The following is a 20,326-nucleotide window of genomic DNA, read 5'->3' on the forward strand; positions in this document are numbered from 1 at the left end:
GCTTACAGGGAGGAGGAGACGAACCCGGGCACGTCCCCGGACTTCAGCCCGCGGCGGATCGCCCCCTGGGTGAACAGCCGATCATCCAGTTCGACGTTGTACTGCAGCCGGTCGAAGCGCATCTCCGAGCGGGTTCCGTCGATGAAATGCTCGGTCTCGCTGAGCATGATGCTGTCGATGCCATCGACCTTGGCCACCTTGAGTGTGCGCATCTGCTTGATCAGCACGCCCTTCACGTCGAAGAAGTCCTGGCGCATCACCAGATGGTTCTGCTTGTCGATCCACACCTTGAGCTTGTTGTAGCCGGTCTTCGTGAGCACCTGCGGGGAAGCCGGCTCGCGCTCGATCACATGGCAGTCGCGCCCCTGGATCTGCTCCTCGCCGAGCAGGGTCTGGCGATAGTCGTTCACCCGGATCTTGTCCAGGTCGGCATAGGAGTACTCGCTGCCCATGAACGAACCGCGCTTGTCGGTGGTGGATATCCGCCGGGTCTGGCGACTGACGGGCAGGTACATCCACTGGCTGTCCTCCTTGCCGAGCACCTCCTGCGGGTTCTCGATATGGAAGGCGACATCGCGCACGTCGTTGGGCGAGGTGAAGAACATGGAGAACCTGTCGCCTTCGGGGTAGTCCTTCTGCAGGTAGGTGAAGGTCCGCACCCGGGTATTGCCCTTCTTGTCGTGCAGGATCAGCGACACTTCCGACATGAAGCTGTGGCCGTCGTCCCGCTCGCGGACCTGACGGACGATCTCGTCGGCGCTGGGCGGCTCGGCCTGAGCGGCCGCGCTGGCGGTGACGAGAGCGGCCAGGGTGAGTTTCTTGAGTATCGGCAACATGGGTAACTCCTCGAAATTCATGAAATGCCGCACCGCCGTGCCTCGCAGGCGGCGGGCAGCAGGGGTGGGTCAGAACAGGTATCCGGCCGAGAAGCGCAACTGGTCGCGCTGGTCGTAGCTGCCGAACGTGCCGCCCTGGCGACCGAAGAACAGGTCGGCCTCGAGACCGAGCTTCAGCCAGTCGACCGGCTTGTAGGTGAGAATCGCCTGGAGCAGCGCATCGTCCCCGGCCGGTGGACTGAAGGCGGCCACCAGCCGGCTCTTCAGACGGTCCTGGGCATGCGAGCCCTCCGCCGAGAGGGTGAACAGGTGCTCGCGGCGCTCCAGCAGCATGCCCGCGCGCCAGTCGAGAACCTGCTGTTCCTGCCACTGCGCGGAGATCATCCAGTCGCGGACCAGGTAGTCGACGCCGAGCAGTGCCTTGACCAGCGGGCTTTCGTCGCTGCCGAAGTCCCACGTCGGGTTGGTCAGGCGCCAGTTGTCGAAGTAGGCGACCTCGCTGCGCACCACGATGCTGTGCCCGGCATCGAGCGCGAGCCCGGTACCGACCATGGTGTAGCGGGGAAACTGCCGCTCCAGGCGTATCCGCCCATCCGCCGCCAGGCCCTCGACGGCGTACACCGGGTCCTGCTGGCGGGCATTGAGCAGCACCGCGCTGACGTCCACGTCGCCGAGCCGGCCGTTGCCGCTCAGCCCGTAGGCGAAGCCGTCGGCACCGTCGTAGTCGGGCGTCGAGTCGACCAGGAAGGTATCGGCAGGCGGTTTGGCGAACAGCGGCGAATCGAATTCGCTGCCAGCCGCGGGAGGCCGGTTCTTCTCGAAGCCGGTGATCCACAGCGCCTCCAGCTCCCAGTCGCCGAGCGGCCGGATGTAACGCACCATGGGCAGCGCGATGCGACTTTCCTCGAGCAGCGCGGTCACCCCCTCGCGGTAGTCCAGCGGGTTGATCTGGTCGAGGACGCGCAGCTCGTCGGCGCGCCCCCATACCACCTGCTGCCAGCCGACGGTCAGCTCGCCTGCGCCGAGGTAATGCCCCCAGTACAGGTGGCGCCAGTCGGCATCCAGGCGGTACTCGTCGCGGGCCTGGGCCGAATAGGGATTGTTGCCGTCGTAGCGGGCGTCGTAGCGTATCCGCCCCTTGGCCTTGTAGTAGCCGCTGTCCCAGCTGTCCTCGAGGCTGGCCTTGAAGTAGACCTCCTTCTGCGTGACCCGGTCTTCGCCATGCAGGCGCAGCGCGCTGGCCAGGCCCACTTCGGCCTCCCGGTAGAGCGAATCCGCGGTGGCCTGGCACGACAATGCGGCCAGCACGGCCAGCAGACCGCGGCAGTGATCGGCTCTCGACACGCTACATCCCCAATCCGGCGCCGCCATCGACCACCAGGCTCTGGGCGGTGACACCCGCCGCCTCGGGGCTGGCCAGATAACGCACCAGTGCAGCCACCTCCTCGCTCTGGATGAAGCGGCGCAAGGGCAGCTTGCGCCTGGCATTGCGCTGGATCTGCTCGGGAGTCAGGCCGGCCATGCCGGCCTGCACCGCCAGTTCGTGGCGCAGCATCGGCGTGTCGACCCAGGCCGGCAGGATCGCGTTCACCGTGATCTGCTGCGCGGCCAGATCGAGCGCCAGCGCCTTGGTCATCCCGACGATGCCGTGCTTCGAGGCGCAATAGGCGGTGTTGCGCACCTTGCCGGCGCGGCCAAGGATCGAGGCCATGTTGACGATCCGCCCATGCCGGGGGATCAGCGGCAGGCACAGCGCGGTCACGTAGAAGGTGCCGCTGAGGTTCACTGCGATCACCCTGTGCCAGGTGTCCAGGTCCTCGGGCTCGTTCTCGTCGCAGATGCCGGCGCTGTTCACCAGCACGTCGATCTGCCCGTGGCGACGGGCCAGGTCCTCGAACAGCCGCTGCAGACCGGGCAGATCGGCGATGTCGGCGAAGTGGGACTCGATGCTCTCCCGCGCCGGATGGCCGGCCGTCCAGCCCTCCAGCTCGCCCAGGTCGCGGTCGAGCAGGACCAGGCGATGGCCGCCCGCCCCTGCGAAGGACTCCGCGACGGCCCTGCCGATGCCTTTCGCCGCGCCGGTGACGAGAATCGTACGAGTCTTGCTCATGGCATTTTCAGCCCGCCGTTGACCGGCAGGACCTCCCCGGTCATGTAGAGTGCGCGTTCGGCCACGAACAGCACCGCCTCGGCGATTTCCTCGGGCTCGGCGTAGCGCTTGATCAGCAGGCGCTCGCGGATTGCTTCCGCCATGCTGCCGATCAGCGCCTCGCTCATCTCGGTGCGCACGATGCCGGGAGCGATGGCGTTGACGCGGATGTTGCGCGGCGCCAGCTCGACGGCCAGGGCGCGGGTCAGCGCCTCGACGCCGCCCTTGGCGGCGGCATAGTTGCTCTGTCCCTTGCCCGGGCGCTGGGCAGCCACCGAACTGAGGTTGACGATGCTGCCGCTGCGCCGGCGCAGCATTCCCGGCAGCGCCTGCTGGCAGCACAGCAGCGTGCCGACCAGGTTGGTCTGGATGACACTGACGATGTCCTCTTCGGGCAACACCGCCAGCAGGCCATCGCGGGTGATGCCGGCGTTGTTCACCAGCAGGTCGATGCGCTGGTATTCCTCCTCCACTCGCGCGAAGAAGGCAGCGATGCTGTCGCTCTCGCCGATGTCGCAGCGCAAGGCCAGGCACGGTCGCCCCATCGCCTCGATCTCTTCGCGCAGGGCCATCGCCGCTGCCTCGTCGCGCACGTAGCTGAAGGCAATCCGGTAGCCGGCTCCTGCCAGCACCCGGACGATCGCCCTGCCGATGCCCCGGCTGCCGCCGGTGACCACCGCAGTCTTGTTGTGCATGTCGTTTCCTTACAGGGAGTTGTCCGTCTTGATCCGGGCCAGCCCGAAGCCGTGGGTCGCGGCGATGGCGCGGATCTGCTGTACCTGCTCGCGGCTGATATCGCCGTAGGAGTAGTGCCGGCTCATGCCCGCCAGCCCCATCAGCACCGACTCGGCCATGCAGGCGTAGAGCTGTCCCTCGCCGAGATAGGCGCGTACGTTTTCCGCCAGGCCGTCGCCGAACGGGGTCTGCACGATGCCGCCGTGCATGTAGAGCAGGTCGGGACGCTGCGCCGCCACCGCCTGGTCGACGTTGAGCGGCACGGCGATATCGCAGACCACGCCGTTCTCGGCGAAATGCCCGGCCTGCAGGAAAGCCTGCGGCGCATTGGCTGCGCAGAGCACGATGCGCGCCTGGCGCAGGCTGTCGAGATCGTTGCCGACGACGATGAACGCCTCATCCCCGAGGCGCTCGGCCACGAAACGGAACAGCCGGCGGCCGAGATCCGGAGCATCGCCATACAGCTGCAGCAACGCCTCGACCCCCTCCAGCTGCAGCAGGCGCCTGGCCAGCCGGTCGTGCTCGCTTGTGCCGGCACGAATCGAGCGTGCGGCATCCATGTAGATCAGCTCGGCAGTCTTCTCCAGGCGGCGCAGCGAGCCCTCGCGGCCGCTGCCGATCAGCAGCAGACGATCGACCTGCATCGACAGCAGCGAGGCGTAGGTCGAGGCGATGTTGCCGGCCGCGCCGACCACTGCGGCGGTCTCCCTGGCCAGGTCGATGCCCTGGCGGGCGCAGCCCTGCTCGATGGCCTCCAGCCCCATGCCGATGGTCAGGGCATTGCCGGAGGTCAGCGCGACATCCGGGATCTGCAGGGACTGGCAGTTGTTGGTGACGATCGAGGTGTACATCCCCAGTCCCGCGATGCGGCAGCCGTCGGCGCGGGCATCGCGGATGCGTGCGGCGATCTCCTCGCGGATCGGCTGCAGGTCGCCGCTGGCCATGTATCCGGCCATTGCGCTGGAGTCCATGCACAGCGGATAGAGGGTGAACTCCACCGCCGTGCCCAGCCGCGAGCGAATGGTCACCGGGCCTATGGGCGCGGCCCTGCGCTCGGGAGCCGTGCGTTCGACGAAGGCGCGCTTCTGCTCCGCGTCGAGCACGGCGAGCGAAGGGTCGACGTCGCCGAGCATGCCGGTGTCGATCAGATGGTTGATGAAGGCCACCCTGGCTACCACCGGGGTGCCCTGCTCAGGCTTTGGGCGCGGGCTCTCCTCGCCGAAGCTCTCCTCGCGTGGCGGCACTTCGGGCAGCAGGTCGGCGCACACCGCCGCGGCCAGCGGCAGTGCATCGCGCCGGCGGAGCATCTCGCAGACCCGCTGCAGCGCCGCGAGCAGGCCGTCGATTTCGGCATGACTGATGCACGCCGGCGGCTCCAGGCGGATCACGTTGGCGTTGCTGCCCGAAGGGGCCACACGCAGGTGCTCGTGCTGCAGCAGGTAGCCGGCGATCAGATAGCCGAGCGCATCGTTGTACTGCGCCGAGGCCTGCACCAGCGAGCTGCTGTCGCTCAGGTCGTGCAGCTCGATGCCGAGCAGCAGGCCGCGGCCGCGCACGTCGGCGATCACGTCCGGGTAGTAGTCCTTGAGCTCGCACAGCGAAGCCTTGAGATACTCGCCCTTGCTGCGGATGTCCTCGAGCATCGCCCCGCCGTCCGCCTGCAGGCGCTGCAGGGACTGCAGAGCCACCCGACAGGACAGGTCGTCTTCGGCGAAGGTCGAGCTGTGGATGTAGCTGAAGTCGGTCTCGTAGTGGCTGGCACGGATCAGCGTGGCGGCGATCTTGGTCAGGCCACCACCCAGCGCCTTGGACAGGCAGTAGTAGTCGCCGAGCAGGCGCAGCTGGCTGCTGGCCAGCAGCGTGCCGGTGCGGCCGAAGCCCGACTGCACCTCGTCGACGATCAGCGGACAACCCAGCTCGTTGCACAGCCGGCGCAGCGCCAGACAGGCTTCTGCGGGAATTTCGTGGATGCCGCCCTCGCCCTGGATCGGTTCGAGCAGTATCGCGGCGATGCTGCTGCACGGCTCCCGATGCAGCACCGGGCGCGCGCCGGCGAACTCCAGACTCAGCCAGTCGCGGCGGTGCCGCTGGCGCAGTTCCTCGAGCTGCAGGGGCTGCTCGGGGTCGACGAAATCGACATTCAGCCCGAAGCGGGCGAAAGGCTGGCGGTATTGCCGCCCGTAGGTGAGCTGCACACTGCTGACCAGCTTGCCGTGGAAGCTGCGCCGCATGGCGACGAACACCGGAGCGGCATGCAGCTGGGCCAGGTTGTGCTGGCGCACGGCCTCGGCCAGCTGGCGCAGGGTCACCGTGGTCAGGTGCGCCGGCAGCAGGCCGGCCGGCAGCTCGAGTTCGCCCACATCGAACTCGACGTACGCCTGCTGACCGCCGGAAAGACCGGCCAGGACGAAGTCCCGCTGGTCGAAGGCGGCCTGCAAACGCTTCTGGCGGCTGAACTCGGCGTGCTTGATGGCGATCTCCACCGCTTCGGCGCCGCTGTTGGAGAAGGTCGACACGAAGTGCTCGGCGCAGCCCAGCTCCTGGCCGAGCGCCTCGCTCAGCCGCCGCCCCAGCTCGCCGGCGGCCCTGCGCACCGACATCTGTGCGTTGAAGGGCGCCTGCTCGCGCAGCAGAGCGCAGAGCAGTTCGACCAGTTCGGGGTCGTTATGGCCGAACAGCGCGGCACCATAGCCGCCCAGGAAGTCGGTCACGGCCACCTCGGCTCCCGCGGCGTCACGGCGGAACAGCTTGCTGCCACTGGCACGATGGAACTGGCATTCCAGACCCAGCGCCTGCATCAGTTCGACGTAGCGGGGCCTTACATAGTCGCGGTAATCCATTGGGACTCACATCCTTTCACTGAAGAGACAGCCCGCAGCCGGCAGTGGCCGCGCGCTGCGTGCGGGTACTAGCTGGCCAGCTCGAGCCGGTAGCAGGCGCTGAAGCCGTTGTCGTCGCGGCCGACCACTGTGGCCCGGCGGATCGGCACCTCGCGTCCGCTGCCGACGACGAAGGGCAGCCGGTCGTCGACCGGATACCTCAGCCCGGCGAGCGGGGGCGCGTAGCCGGCCTGCATGGCGCTGCGAGCCAGAATCAGATCGACCAGGCTGGGTGCTGCGCTGAGGATTCCGGTAAGCGGCTGCGCAGCGCCGACATGCGCGGCCGGGATCCGGCCCAGGCGGGCACTCAGCCGCCGGTCCTGCTCCGGCTCGCCGCTGGCAGTGCAGACCAGCAGGTCGGTCGACTCGGCCGGCAGCTGCAGGGCGTCGAGGCTGGCGTGCGCCGTCTGACCGACCAGGCACACGTGCGCCGCGGTCGGCAGATCCGCGCAGCGCTGCAGCACCAGTGCCGCGGCGCCCTCACCGGCAATGCCGCCCCGGCCGCGTTCGTCGAACGCCAGGAAGGCCTCAGTGCCATTGGCGGAAATGACTCCGGCGCGAACCAGCGCGGCGAGCGCCAGCGCGTCGAGTTCGCTGCCAGAGCCGACCACGATGGCGGCATCGATACGGCCGCTGCGCAGCGCGGCGCAGGCCTCGCGCAAGGCCGCCTGGTTGCCGGCGACGCCCTGCATGAAGGCGCTGCCCTCGCATTCCAGACGGTGGGCCAGGCTGACCACCCCGAGCAGGCCGTTGCTGAGACTCTTCAGCACCAGGAAGGGGTCCAGGGCACGCTCATGCAGCACGCGCCGGCTGAGCCCGGCCTTGTCCAGACCGAGCTCGCTGGAGCAATCGCGCAGCAACTCGGCGTAGGCATCGAGCGAGGGATGGGTGTAGCCCCCCTGACAGCCATAGAGTCCCAGGCGCAGCCGCCCCTGCTGCGGATCGATCCCGGCCTCCGCGAGCGCCTGGCCGACCGCACTGACGCCCCAGGCCAGCGCCGGCGTGCAGTAGCGGTGCAGGTTGCGCGGCACCTCCTGACGGCAGCGCTGCTGGACGTCCTCGGCGACGTGGCCGAAGGCGACCACCCGCCGACTGTGGAAGTGCCTGGCACGCAGTGGTCCGATGCCGCTGCGCCCGGCCCGCGCGGCCGCCCAGAAGGGGGCGACGCCCCAGCCGGTGGCCAGCACGCAACCGGCACCGCTGATGGCGATCCGCTGATCGACGTGCTTCATCCTCGGCTCTCCCGGTATTTGCCCAGCACCAGCGACGCGTTGAGGCCGCCGAAACCGAACGAGTTGCTGAGCGCTACCTGCACCGGGCGGCTGACCGCCCGCTGCGCGCAGTAGTCCAGATCGCAGTCGGGGTCCGGGTGCTGCAGGTTGAGGGTCGGCGGAATGCGATCGTCGCGGCAGGAAAGCGCCGTGACGATGAACTCGGGTGCCCCCGCCGCGGCGATCAGATGGCCGAACTGCGACTTGTTGGCGCAAACAGCCAGCTGGCGGTAATGCTCCTCCTCGGCGAACACGTTCTTGATCGCCAGGGTTTCCGCCACATCGTTGAGCGGCGTGGACGTCCCGTGGGCATTGACCAGATCGACCTGCCGCGGCCGCACACCGGCATCCTCCAGAGCCGCGCGCATGGCCAGGGCAGCGCCGCGTCCCTGCGGATCCGGAGCGGTGACCTTGTAGCCATCCAGACTGCTGCCATAGCCGAGCACCTCGGCATAGGGCGTGGCGCCACGGGCCAGCGCCCGTTCCAGCCGCTCGAGGACCACGAAGCCACCGCCTTCGCCGGCGACCAGGCCGCTGCGGTCGCGATCGAACGGCCGACACAGCTCGCTGCCCCAGCGCTGCTCGCTGCTGACGGCACCCAGCAGGTAAAGCGCGCTCATGGTGTCGAGATTGAGCACCGAATCGGCCCCGCCGGCCACGGCGACATCCACCTCGCCGCGCCGGATCATCCGGAAGGCATTGCCGATCGCCTGCGCAGCGCCCGCACAGGCGCTGCTGACGTTGAGCACCGGGCCTTCGCAGGAGAAGTCCGCGGCGATCAGCCGCGACAGCCGGTCGTTGGCCTGTCGCAGCGAGCCATCCGCGTGGACCTGCGCAGAACGCTGCATCAGGTGGCGCCAGTCCGCCCCCTGGCCGCCATCGGCGGGCAGCGCCAGACGCATGTCGGCGAGCATGTGCTGGGGCGCGCCGGATGCCGTCAGCACCGCGGCACGGCTGAGTTCGCTGACGGCCAGGCCGCTGTCGGCGACCGCCTGGGTGGCGGCGATCCAGCCAAGGCGACTGCGTTTCTCCATGGGCATGTCCCACGCCGGATGCCCCTGCAGTCCGGACGGCAGGCGCGTGATGTCGACGGCCGCGGCGAACCGCACCGGAAAGCCGCCGTCCTCGATTTCCTCGGGTTGCCAGGGCGCTACGCAGTGCCTGCCGCGCAGCATCTGCTGCCACATGTCCTGCCATTGGAAACCGAAGCCGGTCACCGCCCCCATCCCGGTGATCACTACCCTTGCTCCGTTCATGCCTTCTCCTTCCAGGTGATTGCCAGCAGCATGGCGTCGCAGTGCCCTGCCCGGCTGACACTCGGCAGCAGCACATGGCGCAGGCGGGGCTCGCGTTCATGACGCGGATCGCCGATCAGGGCAGCGATCTCGGTAGCAAGGCCGCTGGCGCCCAGTTCGCCGGTTACCTCCCGGGTATCGCGCAGGACGGCACAGGCAGCGAACGGCTCGCTGGCGGCAAGATCGGGGACGCTGCCGCCAAGCCAGTCGATGTCGCGCGGCGTCAGGCGCTCCGCCTGCAGCGCCTGACGCACGGCCTGCTGCAGCACTGCCGGGCGGCGCTGCGGGTCGGCACTGAAGCCACGGCCGTAACCGGCCACCCGCACCACGAGGCCTTCGAGCGGCGGCTGGGCGGCCAGCAGCAGTGCCGCGGCCCCCTCCCCGTACAGCACGTCCTGGCCCGGCTCGTCGCGCAGGAACAGGGCCGGCGTCAGGTTCGGGCTGCAGCTGACCGACAGCACCGCATCGGCCCGCCCCTCGGCGATTTCCGCAACCGCCTCGATCAGCGCATCGAAGCCGGCACCGACCTGCGCGCAATAGCCCGCCATGACGCCCCGGCAGTCCAGCGCTTCGGCGACATAGGCCATGACCGAGCTGTTGAGCAGGGTCAACGCGTGTAGCGGCGGGGTGTTGGCCAGCAGCTGCGCAAGAAGCCTGTCCGGCTCGCGCTCGATGGCTTCGACCGCATCCCAGCAGGGACTGGGCGCGTCAACCTCGGGTATCGCCGCCGTCAGCCCTACCCGCTGCGCCGGCAGTCGCAACTCGCGCAGAGCCGGCGCCAGTCGTGCGGCGCAGTGCAGCAGGCGCAGCCCCTGCGGCTCGACGCTGCGCTGGATCTTGCGGTCGAACAGATCCGCCGGCAGCCGCGGAGCCGCCACGGCATGCGCCGTTCGCTCGGCGGCGAACGGCAGAGGCCGCGGCTGTGGCACCGCGCCGTGGAGATCGCCGGCCTCGCTGCCGGCGGCATTGAGTACGGAGGCCGCCACCAGGTACACCGGCCTTCCCTGCAACATGGTCATGCTCAAGCCCTCCCCAGCACGATGGAACTGTTGATGCCGCCGAAGCCGAAGGAGTTGGACAGCACCACATTCACCGACTGGCGCCTGGGCTCGGTCAGGAATTTCAGCTCGGGAAACTGGGCTCCATCCGGGCAGTAGTTCAGCGTCGGCAGGAGCACGCCATCGCGCAGGCTGATCAGCGAAAGCACCGCCTCGATGGCGCCGCTGCCGGCCAGCGAGTGGCCGACGGCCGACTTGTTGGCGGTGAGGGTGATGGCATCCAGCTGTTCGCCAAAGACCCGCTTGAGAGCCAGGGCCTCGCAGCTGTCATTGACCTGAGTCGAGGTGCCATGGGTATTCACGTGCTGCACGGCATGCGGCAGCAGACCGGCATCCTCTATCGCCTCCTCCATGCAGCGCGCGTACTTGCTGCCATCCTTGCTGCTGGCCGTCATCTTCTCCGCCTCGCAGTGGTTGGCATAACCCAGCACCCGGCCGAGCACGTGCGCCCCGCGGCGTTCGGCGTGTTCGCGCGACTCCAGGACCAGAAAGGCAGCCCCCTCGCTGAGCACGAAACCGCTGCGGTCGCGCATGAACGGTCGACTCTGCCGCTCGGGTGGCAGCTCGCTCTGCTGGCACAGCGCGCCGAGGCTGCCGAACATGTAATAGGGCAGCTCGTTGGCCATCAGCTCGACGGCGCCGCACAGTGCAAGGTCGATCTCGCCACGCTCGATCGCCCGATAGGCGCTGCCGATGGCCACTGTTCCGGCTGCGCAGGCGTCGGAATGGGTGGAAATGTGGTCGCTGATCCCCAGCTCTGCGGCCAGCTGGAAGGTCTGCTGGTCGACCCGCCGCGAGAACACCGGCTCGATGTCCGGCTGCTGCCCGAGGAGACGGTCGAGGTCCAGGCAGTCATCGTTCAGGCACATGCCAAGGCGGTCGAGATCCTGGACGTTGGCGCAGTACTTGTTGGCGCCGAGGAAAAGGCCGCTGCAGCTCTCCCCGAACGCATTCGCCGTCAGCCCGGCATGGCCCAGAGCCTGTCTGGCGACATAGGTCGCCAGCACGCACTGCCGCGGGGGTACGACCGGATCGCCGTCATAGGCGTCGAACATGTGCAGCCACTGCTCGTCATCGAGATAGCCGGCCGCCGTGTTCGGAAAACCGAGCTCCTCGAACAATGGGTGGCTGCGAACGCAGGAGCGATTCTCGCAGATCCGCCGAAACAGGCTGTCGCCGTCCAGCACCGTGGGAGCCACCAGACCGTAGCCGGTGACGCAGACTTCGCGCGCCCGCATGGCGGCCCCTAGACGCGTTCTTGCAGGTTGGCAGCGACGAATTTCTCGACCAGCAGCCGGGAAACCTGATCGCCGTCGGCAGGACTCAGGCGTGCGCTGCAGGAGCTGCATACCACCAGGTTCTGCGGGCTGAGGCTGGCATGCTTGCCGCCGCACTGGGGGCAGGATTCCGGCAGGTGATCGAAGAGGTTGCGACACTGGGCAGCCCAGTTGCGGACCGTCGTGGCGGCGAACACATCGGCCGGCTTCATGCCCGGGCGCAACTGGCCATCGGCATAGGCGTTCAGGCTTCCCTCGAGCAGCGCCTTGCCGGCCGGGGTCAGGCCGCCGGCGTCGACGAATGCCTGCAGATCGCCGCATACTGCAGCGGCGTGGTCCAGTACGCTGGTCTTGGGCAGGACGCAGCCGTAGCGTCTGCCGAGCTGAAAGCTCAGATCGACGATGTCCAGGGAATCGGCGGAGAGATCCTCGACGATGCTGCTGTCGGCCTCGATATCCTCGATGTCGAGAACCAGCAACTGGGCAAGGATCTCCCGCGTGCTCGCGATGACGGATTCCAGTTCCAGGGGGTTGTTCAAAGTCCTGCTCCTTGTCTGTCCATAGCCGTAACCCGATAGTTACGTCACGGTGAATGACCTGCCCCAACCAGGGCGCGCGCACTCTAAACTCTCTCCCTAGGGGCAGAGTCAACCGCGCAGAAGCTGATGGCAGACGGCCGGAAGGCCGTGCAGGAAGTCGGCAGCCCGACCCAGAACACAAAGAGCCCTCCCCACTCGCGTGGGGAGGGCTCCGCTTTTTCTCGCGCGCTGGCTGCTAGGTTCTGTACGAAAAGTCTGAACGGGTAGAATTGGCGCCATGACAGGCTGGAGGCCCGCATGGCAAAGCGCTACGAACTCCCAGACGCCGCGGGAGTTGATCGCCGATCTGGTTTCCCCCGAACAGAAGATGGGGCGACCTCGCAGTGATGACCGACTGATGCTCAACGGAATCCTCTGGATCCTGTGCTCAGGTGCCGCCTGGCGCGACCTGCCAGAGCGGTTCGGCCCATGGTCGACGGTGTATCAGCGCTTTCGTGACTGGCGGGATGACGGCACGTTCGACCAGGTACTTGAGCGCCTGCACATTCGCCTGAATCAGGAAGGGCTGATCGATCTGGATACCTGGATGATTGACTCCACAGCGGTGCGAGCAACCCGAGCCTCTTCTGGCGCCGGGAAAAAGGGGGACCAAAAGAGCCGGTAGACCATGCGCTGGGGCGCAGCAGAGGTGGCCTGACCACCAAGATCCATATGGTTTGCGATGCCAACGGCGTGCCTCTGCGCTTTTTGCTGTCACCGGGCCAGGCCAGCGACATCTCGAATGCTCAGGCACTCCTGGATCAGGTTCGCATCCCTGGCAAGCCAGGCCGACCTCGCAAGCGCTGCCGCTGGTTGCTGGCAGACAAGGGCTACGATGCAGAGCACTTGCGCCAGTACTGCGACCGCTACCGGATGCAGCCTGTGATTCCGCTGCGAACCATGAAACGCAAGCCCAAGCCAGGCCTACCAAGGCTGTTCGACCGCCCGAAATACCGGCAGCGCAACATCATCGAGCGGATGTTCGGCTGGCTGAAGGAGAGCCGCAGGATTGGCACTCGCTACGACAAGCTGGCAAGAAGTTTTGCCGCTATGGTCACGCTGGCCTGCACGCTGCGGTGCCTACGGCAGTACTTTTCGTACAGAACCTAGCGGATCAACGCCCCCAGCGAGCCGCCGCCTCGGCGCTGAACATGGCCGGAGTCCAGTTTTCCTTGGTTTCCAGGATCGGCGCGCCGGTCTCGTTGGCGATGTTGTCCACCAGGTAGGCGCCGGAGATCAGGTCATGATGCGCGGCGATGCCCCAGTAGGGCGTCTGCGACTCGTAGGCCCACATCCAGTTGCCCAGCACGGTGCGCCACAGCTGGCCGCGGCCGTCGTACTGGTCGGACAGCGCCGAGCCCCAGGTGTCTTCCTGGATGTAGAACACGCGCTTGGCGTACTGGTGGCGGAAGCCGGGCTTGAGGGTCGCTTCCAGCACCCAGACGCGCTGCAGCTCGAAGCGCATGGGCTCGGTGTTGACGTGGCCCTTGTGCTTGATCAGGTCGGCGATCTTCACCTCGGCCTGGTTGGTGGCGAAGGCGTTCCAGGGGATGTACATCTCGCGCTTGCCGACGATCTTCCAGTCGTAGCGCTCCGGCGAGCCGTTGAACATGTGGTGTTCGTCGACGGTGCGGAAGCCGCCGGCGCCCTGCGGCATGTCGAAGCCGAACGACGGCGCCTGGCGCACGCGGCGGGTGCCCGGGTTGTAGATGTACACGTCGCGCGGCAGGGTCTTGTAGTTGAAGGTCTCCCGCGTCGAATACACCGTGCCCTTGTCGCGCAGCGGCAGGTGGGTCTTCTGGATGGTCAGCGACTGGATGCCGCCATACGGCGGGGTGAAGTCGGTGGTGTCGCGCATCGCGCCCGGTTCGGAGCGAATGCCGAGGAACTTGTTCTCCATCTTGCCCCAGGCCAGGTTGCCGTCCGGGTAGACCACCACGTCCTGGGTGGTCAGCTCGGTCTTGTGCGGCTGCGGACCGGTGTTGTTGATGTTCCACAGCAGCTCCAAGCCGGTCTTCGGGATCGGGAACGGCTGGGAGCCGGTCACCGCCTTGAGGCCGAGGCCGTCGTCGACCAGTTCGGCGGTGGTGGCGTTCTTCTTGAAGGCCTCGCACACCCAGTCGGGGAAGCGGAAGTCGCGGTGGCTGGTATACACCGGCATCTTGAAGGTGTCCGGGTACTTCTTGAACAGCGCCTTCAGGCCGTCGCTGAGCTTGTCGGCGTACTGGTCCATGTTCTGCGCGGTGATGGTGAACAGCGGCTTCTCGCTGGCGTAGGGGTTCTCCCAGAACTTGCCGGTGCCCTCGTGCTTGATGTGGTCGGGGGCGCCCAGCCACTTGCCGGAAAACTCCGGAATGCTGCCGTCGGCGTTGCCGGCCTTCTCGGCGCCGGAGCAGGTCAGGTCCTTGCCCAGGCGCGCGGCCTCTTCGGCGGAAACCTTGGCCGCGGCGGTCTGGCTGAATGCGCAGAGGATGCCCGCGCTCAGCAGGCTGGCCCGGAAAAGAGTCGTCTTCATCGCTGTGTCTCCTGCTGTTACAGGTTGTACTTGAGGTTGAAGGCCACGAAGTCCCTGTCGGCCAGCGGACGCTCGAGCTGGTCGGCCGAGCCCAGATAGGCGTTGTAGGTCAGGCCCATCTCGAGGTTGTTCAGGTACTTGAACTTGGCGCCGAGGCTGGCGCGGGCGTCGCCATCGCCGCCGAAACCGAAGGTGCTCACCGAGGACTGGTTGAAGGCGTGGCCGTAGCTGAACGGCACGTCCAGGTCCCAGCCGTTGAACACGTTCGGGTAGGTCAGGGTCACCATGAACTGGCCGAACTGGGCGTTGCGGTCGTTGGCGAGGGCATCGAGGCCGCCATCGTCGACGTCGTTGATGTGCACCGCGCCGAATTCGCCGGCGAAGGAGGTCTGCGGCGCGATCCAGCTGTCGCCCCAGGTCTTCAGCAGCGAAACCTGCGCCTGGGTCGCCTCGCCGCGCGACACGCCGGTCTTGGTCAGCAGCGACAGGCCGTCCTTGTAGCTGACCTCGCCGGACACCTGCCAGTCGCCGAGGCGGGTGGAGATGCTGGCGCCGGTCAGGTCGACATCCTCGAAGTACTTGAGGGTGTAGGAAGTCGGGAGGAAGGTGACGGGGTCGATGTTGAGCAGCAGGCTCGGCGTGCGCTCGTGGTAGCGCAGGCGGTAGGCGCCCACCTCGGTGTAGGGGGTGAGCTTGTAGCGCGCCCCGACGCCCCACTCGCCGCCGTCGCGGGCGTTGTCGGTCTCGGTACGGGGAATGGCCGCACCCAAGCCCGCCAGGGTCGCCAGGTCGCCCGGGGCGAAGCGGATGTACTGGCCGCCCGGGCCGATCATGTCGGCGTAGGAAAAGTACTCGCCGGCCGGCGACAGCTCGTAGGGATGGTTCTTGAACTGGTAGTAGCCGAGCAGGGTCCAGTCGTTGACCGAGAAGCACGCGGAGGCCTGCAGTTCGGGCAGGAGGATTTCCTTGATCTCGGTGCCGGGGATGTTGCTCTTGGTGGCGTCGACCGGCCCCTGTACCCCGGAAATGCCGGAGATGAACAGGCTCTCGCCCCAGGCGACGACCTGGTTGCCGAGACGCACGTCGAGGAAGCCGCTGTCGCCGACGGTGGTGCCGCCATAGGCGTAGGCATCCAGCAGGCGGGTGCGCTTGCCGACGCGGTCTTCGGCCTCGGAGCTGAACTCGTCGGTATCACCCAGCTTGTTGATGGTGTTCGCCGAGTGGTTGTCGTTCTTGCGGTTGTAGGCGAAATCGTAGAACGACGAGCCGCGCAGCATCAGGCCGTAGTCGCCCTTGTGGATGTCCATTTCGGCGAGCAGGCTGACGCGGTTGTTGAAGAAGCTGCCACGGTCGAAGTTGCGGTTGCCGTCGTCGCCGTTGATGTTGTTCAGCAACTCGTGCGCCTGCTTCTCGGCACGCATGTTCAGGCCGTAGTTGAAGGTGGCCAGATAGTCGACTTCGAAACCATCGCCGAACTCGAAGGAGCCGGCCTGCGCGGCCGGCAGCGCCAGCACGCCCACGGCGCAGCCGAGCAGGCTGAGTTTGAAATGATGCGGCAAGCGGGACACGCCACGTTTCTTGTATTTGTAATTCATCAGTTCAGCTCCTCTCGGAGGATCTTGTTGGTTGTTGTCCTGATACGGCCTTGCATCTCGGCAGACCCGCCATTTGCCAGTTGGCTTCTGCCTCGACAACCGCAGGTGATCGTCGAGTGAGTTCATGATTACCCGCGAAAAATCCGCTCACATACTTGGTTCGGACTAGGCGGATCGGCAGCATTCCGGCTATCGATCGGCACTTTTCGCAGGCACGAAAGTGCCCCTGCGCGGCATGCAGGCGCGCACTCGAAGTCAGTGGAATTGCCGGTGGCTGCCCGTCACGGACAGCCACCGGCGTCGATCAGGCGGAAGGCTGAGCGGCGGGCAACTGGTCGGCGCGGCGCTCGCGACCGACGTTCAGCCAGCAGGCCAGCGCCGGCAGCAGCAGCACCGCGCCGAACACGTTCACCAGGAACATGAAGGCCAGCAGGATGCCCATGTCGGCCTGGAACTTGAGCGGCGAGAAGGCCCAGGTGGCCACGCCGACCGACATGGTCACCGCGGTGAAGATCGCCGCCGTGCCGCGCTGGCGCATGGCCTCGTAGAACGCCATGCGCAGGTCCTGGCCCTCGTGCTCGATCTGGTGCTTGACCCGCTCGAACAGGTAGATGCCGTAGTCGACCCCCACCCCGACGCCCAGGGCCACCACCGGCAGGGTCGCCACCTTGAGGCCGATGCCCAGCGCGGCCATCAGCGCGTTGCACAGCACCGACACCACCGCCAGCGGCGCGATGATGCACAGCACCGCCTTCCAGGAGCGGAACATCAGGAAGCACATCAGGGTGATGGCGCCGAAGATGGCCACCAGCATCTCCACCTCGGCCTGCTCCACCGCCTCGTTGGTCGCCGCCATCACCCCGGCGTTGCCGCCGGCCAGGCGGAAGGCGTCGGCCACGCGGAACTCGGGGCTGTCCTTAGGCTGCTCGGCGATGAAGCGCTTGATCTCGCTGGTCAGGTGATGGAGGGTCGCGCCTTCGTGGTCCCGGGTGTAGATCAGCACCTGCATCGCCGTGCAGCCCTGGGTGTTCATGCCCAGGTCCGGGTTGTAGGCCTCGGCGCCCTGCTGCAGGGCCTGGCTGCTGCGCGGCAGCGCGGCCCAGCGCGGATTGCCTTCGTTGTTGGCGGCGATGCCGACCTTGGCCATGTCCGGGACGCTGACCACCGACTGCACGCCGTGCACGCCGCGCATGAAGGTGGCGAAGCGGTCGACCGCGCTCATCACCGAGTAGTGCAGGCAGGCATCGCCCTCGAAGCCCTTGGCCTCGACCACCACGCTGAGCACGTCGACGCCGATCGCGTAGCTGCCGACGATGCTGGCGTTGTCGCGGTTGTAGCGCGAGTCCTCGCGGAACTCCGGAGCGCCGCTGCCGATGTCGCCGACCACCAGCTTGCGCGACTCGGCGATGCCCAGGCCGAGCAGGCCCAGACAGACGACGGCCACCAGCAGCGCGGTGCCGGGATTGGTCACCGCCGACAGCTTCCACCAGAACGGATGGCGCTTGCCGCCCGCCGTGGCGGTGCGCCGCGCGGAGTCTTCCAGACGCATGCCGGAGAGCAGGATCGGCAGCATCATCTTGTTGGTGATGATCATCAGCAGCACGCCCAGGCAGGCGGTGATGCCCAGTTCGCGCACGCTGTCGATCTGGATGCGCATGATCACCGCAAAACCCAGCGCGTTGGCCAGCAGCGCCAGGGCGCCCGGCACGAAGATGCGGCAGAAAGAGCTGTGCGCCGCGGCCAGCGAACTCGCCCCGCCCAGCACCTCCAGCTTCCAGGCGTTGGTCATCTGCACCGCGTGGGACACGCCGATGGAGAAGATCAGGAACGGCACCAGGATCGACATCGGATCGATGCCGTAGCCCAAGAGCGGCAGCAGGCCGAGCAGCCAGACCACCGGCAGCAGCGCCACCACCAGGGCCAGCAGGGTCATGCGCAGCGAGCGGCAGTAGGCGAACAGCAGCACCGTGGTGATGACGAAGGCCAGCAGGAAGAACACGAATACCGCGTTCAGGCCGCTGACCACGTCGCCGATCAGCACCGGGAAGCCGATGATGTCGACCTCGATCTGCGCGCTGGCGTACTTGGCGCGCACCGCATCGAGCGCCCTGGCGACCTCGACGTAGTCGACCTTCGCGCCGGTCTCCGGGTTGATTTCCTGCAGGTCGGCGCGGATCAGCGCGCCGCGCAGGTCGCCCTGCACCAGGCGGCCGATGACGCCGGCGCGCGCCACGTTGCGGCGCACGGTCGCCAGGTCCTGTTCCGAGCCGCCGAACTTGGCCGGCACCACCACGTCGCCGTAGAAGCCCTGCTCGGTGACCTCGATGAAGCGGGTGTCGGGGGTGAACAGCGAGGACACCCGGGTGCGGTCGACGCCGGGGATGAAGAACACGTCGTCGGTCGCCTCGCGCAGGGCCTTGAGGAACTGCACGTTGTAGATGTCGCCCTCGCCTTTCCAGCGCAGGTTGACCAGCACGCGGTTGGCACCCGGGAAGGCCTTCTGGTACTCGGTGAAGGTCTGCATGTACGGGTGCTGCAGCGGGATCATCTTGTAGAAGCCGGGGTCCAGCTTGATCCGGGTAGCCGTCGCGGCGAACACCACGGTCAGCAGGATGAACAGGAGCAGCAGCCAGCGGCGGTTGGCCATGAGCAGGTCGGCGCAGCGGTCGACCCACTGGGCATTCTTGTGGTTGTCCATGAGAGTGTCCGCTTGTGTCAGTGAGTCTGGGATGCGGCCGGCGCGCCGGACACGGCGATGCCGGACTGCCCGGTGAAGATCAGCCGGCCATCGGCCAGCTCGGCGACGCTGGAGAGGCTGCCGGCGCCGCCGTCGTTGAGGCGCTTGAAGGTCCGCCCGCCATCCCCGGACTGGGTGACCACGCCGCCCTCGCCGACCAGCACCACCTTGCCGTCGCCGGTGTGGGTGCCGCCGTACAGCGACAGGCCGGTATCGGCGTCGACCTCCTGCCAGGTAGCGCCGAAATCGCCGGTGCGGAACACCTTGCCGCGCATGCCGTAGACCAGCCAGTCGCTGGCCGACAGGGCGATCAGGCCGAAGAAGCTGCCGTTGTAGAAGTCCGGCAGGCGTTCCCAGCTCTGCCCGCCATCGGCGGAGCGCGCGACCAGGCCGCTCTCGCCGACCAGCATCAGGCGCTGCTGGCCGCCACCGGCGATGCCGTAGAAATGGCGGTCGCCCAGGCCGGTGTCGCGGGGCTGCCAGGTCTTGCCGCGATCCTCCGAGACCAGCAAGCGGCCGAAACTGCCGGTGGCGAACAGCGGCCCTCGGGCAGTGCCCCACACGCCCATCAGCGCCTCGGCGGCTTCGGCGTCGAAGTGGGCTTCCTGCCAGCTCCGGCCGCCGTCCTCGCTGCGTAGGATCCAGTTGTCATGGCCGATCGCCAGGCCCAGCGACCGGTCGGCGAAGAACACCTGGGTCAGGGTCGAGCCGCGCTGGGGCGCGACTGCGGCCTCGCGCCACGGCTGGCCGGCACCCTGGCTGTGGAACAGGTGACCCAGTTCGCCGGCGGCGACCAGCTGCGCGCCGGCGGCCTGCGTCGCGCCGTTGATCAGCATCAGCTCCGGGCGGGCGTCGCTGGACGGGAACGCCGGACTGGGGCGGGGCAGGAACGACGCGACCGTGCCCGCGGCCACCAGGCCGACGATGCACAGGCCGATCCAGATGCGGGAACGGCCGGGCGCCTGGTGGGCGCCGACCTCTGTCGGCGGCACCGCGCGCAAGGCCGACTCTGTATTTATTTTTGTGACTGGCTGCATGACTCCTCCTCGTCACCCCAGCTCCGGCAGCCCAAAGCAGACTGCGGTGCTGGGGGATGGCCAGACTGTGGCGGCGCCAAGGGGGCGTCGCATCGTCCGATCAGACAAGGGGAGTCATCCCTCCCTCATTCGGACGATGCTTTGGGCACGGGATCGCTGGAAGCTCTGGGCTGGCCGCGCGCCAGCCTTGCGTCTGCGACGATGGAGAAACCGCTCGTCGCTTCTAGTCCGTTCGGACTAGGACAAAAGCACACTCGCTTCCTATGGTGGCCTTGAGACGCGACGGCAAGCCGTCGGCTCGCTGCCTGCAGTTCGATAGCGAGAACAACAACAATGAAAACAAGAAAGCTGATCTACCTGGCCG

14 protein-coding genes and 1 pseudogene are annotated in these 20,326 nt (G+C 67.3%); 1 reads left to right on the plus strand and 14 read right to left on the minus strand.

All coding sequences use genetic code 11. The annotated features are described in order from the left end of the window. Positions 1–2: 2 nt before the first annotated feature. From E5198_RS03085 to E5198_RS03130, 10 genes are all read right to left on the minus strand, one after another. Positions 3–836, minus strand: a complete 834-nt coding sequence (locus E5198_RS03085) for an outer membrane lipoprotein-sorting protein (RefSeq protein WP_136488551.1) — start codon at positions 834–836, stop codon at positions 3–5. Positions 837–905: 69 nt separating this feature from the next. Next, complete coding sequence (locus tag E5198_RS03090) at positions 906–2,150, minus strand: DUF1302 family protein (RefSeq protein ID WP_256658958.1); 1,245 nt, start codon at positions 2,148–2,150, stop codon at positions 906–908. Positions 2,151–2,181: 31 nt separating this feature from the next. After that, entirely contained in the window at positions 2,182–2,946 is a 765-nt protein-coding gene (locus E5198_RS03095) for an SDR family NAD(P)-dependent oxidoreductase (RefSeq protein ID WP_136488553.1), read from the minus strand. Next, positions 2,943–3,680 carry an SDR family NAD(P)-dependent oxidoreductase gene (locus E5198_RS03100; RefSeq protein ID WP_136488554.1) on the minus strand — a complete coding sequence of 246 codons (738 nt, stop codon included), beginning with the start codon at positions 3,678–3,680 and terminating at the stop codon, positions 2,943–2,945. The genes E5198_RS03095 and E5198_RS03100 overlap by 4 nt, the downstream gene beginning before the upstream one ends. Positions 3,681–3,689: 9 nt before the next feature. Beyond that, positions 3,690–6,560, minus strand: a complete 2,871-nt coding sequence (locus E5198_RS03105; protein ID WP_136488555.1) for an aminotransferase class III-fold pyridoxal phosphate-dependent enzyme — start codon at positions 6,558–6,560, stop codon at positions 3,690–3,692. A 68-nt stretch (positions 6,561–6,628) separates the two neighbouring features. Continuing rightward, positions 6,629–7,831: a beta-ketoacyl synthase N-terminal-like domain-containing protein gene (locus E5198_RS03110; RefSeq protein ID WP_136488556.1), complete on the minus strand. Its 1,203-nt coding sequence runs from the start codon at positions 7,829–7,831 to the stop codon at positions 6,629–6,631. Further along, positions 7,828–9,126, minus strand: a complete 1,299-nt coding sequence (locus tag E5198_RS03115; protein ID WP_136488557.1) for a beta-ketoacyl synthase — start codon at positions 9,124–9,126, stop codon at positions 7,828–7,830. The genes E5198_RS03110 and E5198_RS03115 overlap by 4 nt, the downstream gene beginning before the upstream one ends. Then, complete coding sequence (locus E5198_RS21440; protein WP_372239860.1) at positions 9,123–10,184, minus strand: beta-ketoacyl synthase; 1,062 nt, start codon at positions 10,182–10,184, stop codon at positions 9,123–9,125. Before E5198_RS21440 ends, E5198_RS03115 begins: the two co-directional genes overlap by 4 nt. A gap of 2 nt (positions 10,185–10,186) precedes the next feature. Then, positions 10,187–11,461, minus strand: coding sequence for a beta-ketoacyl-[acyl-carrier-protein] synthase family protein (locus E5198_RS03125; protein ID WP_136488558.1), 1,275 nt, complete (start codon positions 11,459–11,461; stop codon positions 10,187–10,189). An 8-nt stretch (positions 11,462–11,469) separates the two neighbouring features. Then, complete coding sequence (locus E5198_RS03130) at positions 11,470–12,039, minus strand: acyl carrier protein (protein ID WP_136488559.1); 570 nt, start codon at positions 12,037–12,039, stop codon at positions 11,470–11,472. 297 nt (positions 12,040–12,336) lie between these two features. Between E5198_RS03130 and E5198_RS03135 the strand changes: the two are divergent. Then, positions 12,337–13,188: pseudogene (locus E5198_RS03135) on the plus strand (IS5 family transposase). 4 nt (positions 13,189–13,192) lie between these two features. Here E5198_RS03135 and E5198_RS03140 read toward each other — a convergent pair. The 4 genes from E5198_RS03140 to E5198_RS03155 form a co-directional block, all read right to left on the minus strand. After that, complete coding sequence (locus tag E5198_RS03140; RefSeq protein WP_136488560.1) at positions 13,193–14,593, minus strand: DUF1329 domain-containing protein; 1,401 nt, start codon at positions 14,591–14,593, stop codon at positions 13,193–13,195. Between the two features lie 17 nt (positions 14,594–14,610). Continuing rightward, complete coding sequence (locus E5198_RS03145; RefSeq protein WP_168772464.1) at positions 14,611–16,188, minus strand: DUF1302 domain-containing protein; 1,578 nt, start codon at positions 16,186–16,188, stop codon at positions 14,611–14,613. Positions 16,189–16,492: 304 nt separating this feature from the next. Continuing rightward, positions 16,493–18,886: an RND family transporter gene (locus E5198_RS03150; protein WP_136488562.1), complete on the minus strand. Its 2,394-nt coding sequence runs from the start codon at positions 18,884–18,886 to the stop codon at positions 16,493–16,495. Positions 18,887–18,903: 17 nt separating this feature from the next. Then, complete coding sequence (locus E5198_RS03155; RefSeq protein WP_136488563.1) at positions 18,904–19,962, minus strand: YCF48-related protein; 1,059 nt, start codon at positions 19,960–19,962, stop codon at positions 18,904–18,906. Between the last annotated feature and the right edge of the window lie 364 nt (positions 19,963–20,326).

Source organism: Pseudomonas sp. A-1 (genome assembly GCF_004801855.1).
Classification (GTDB): Bacteria; Pseudomonadota; Gammaproteobacteria; order Pseudomonadales; family Pseudomonadaceae; genus Geopseudomonas.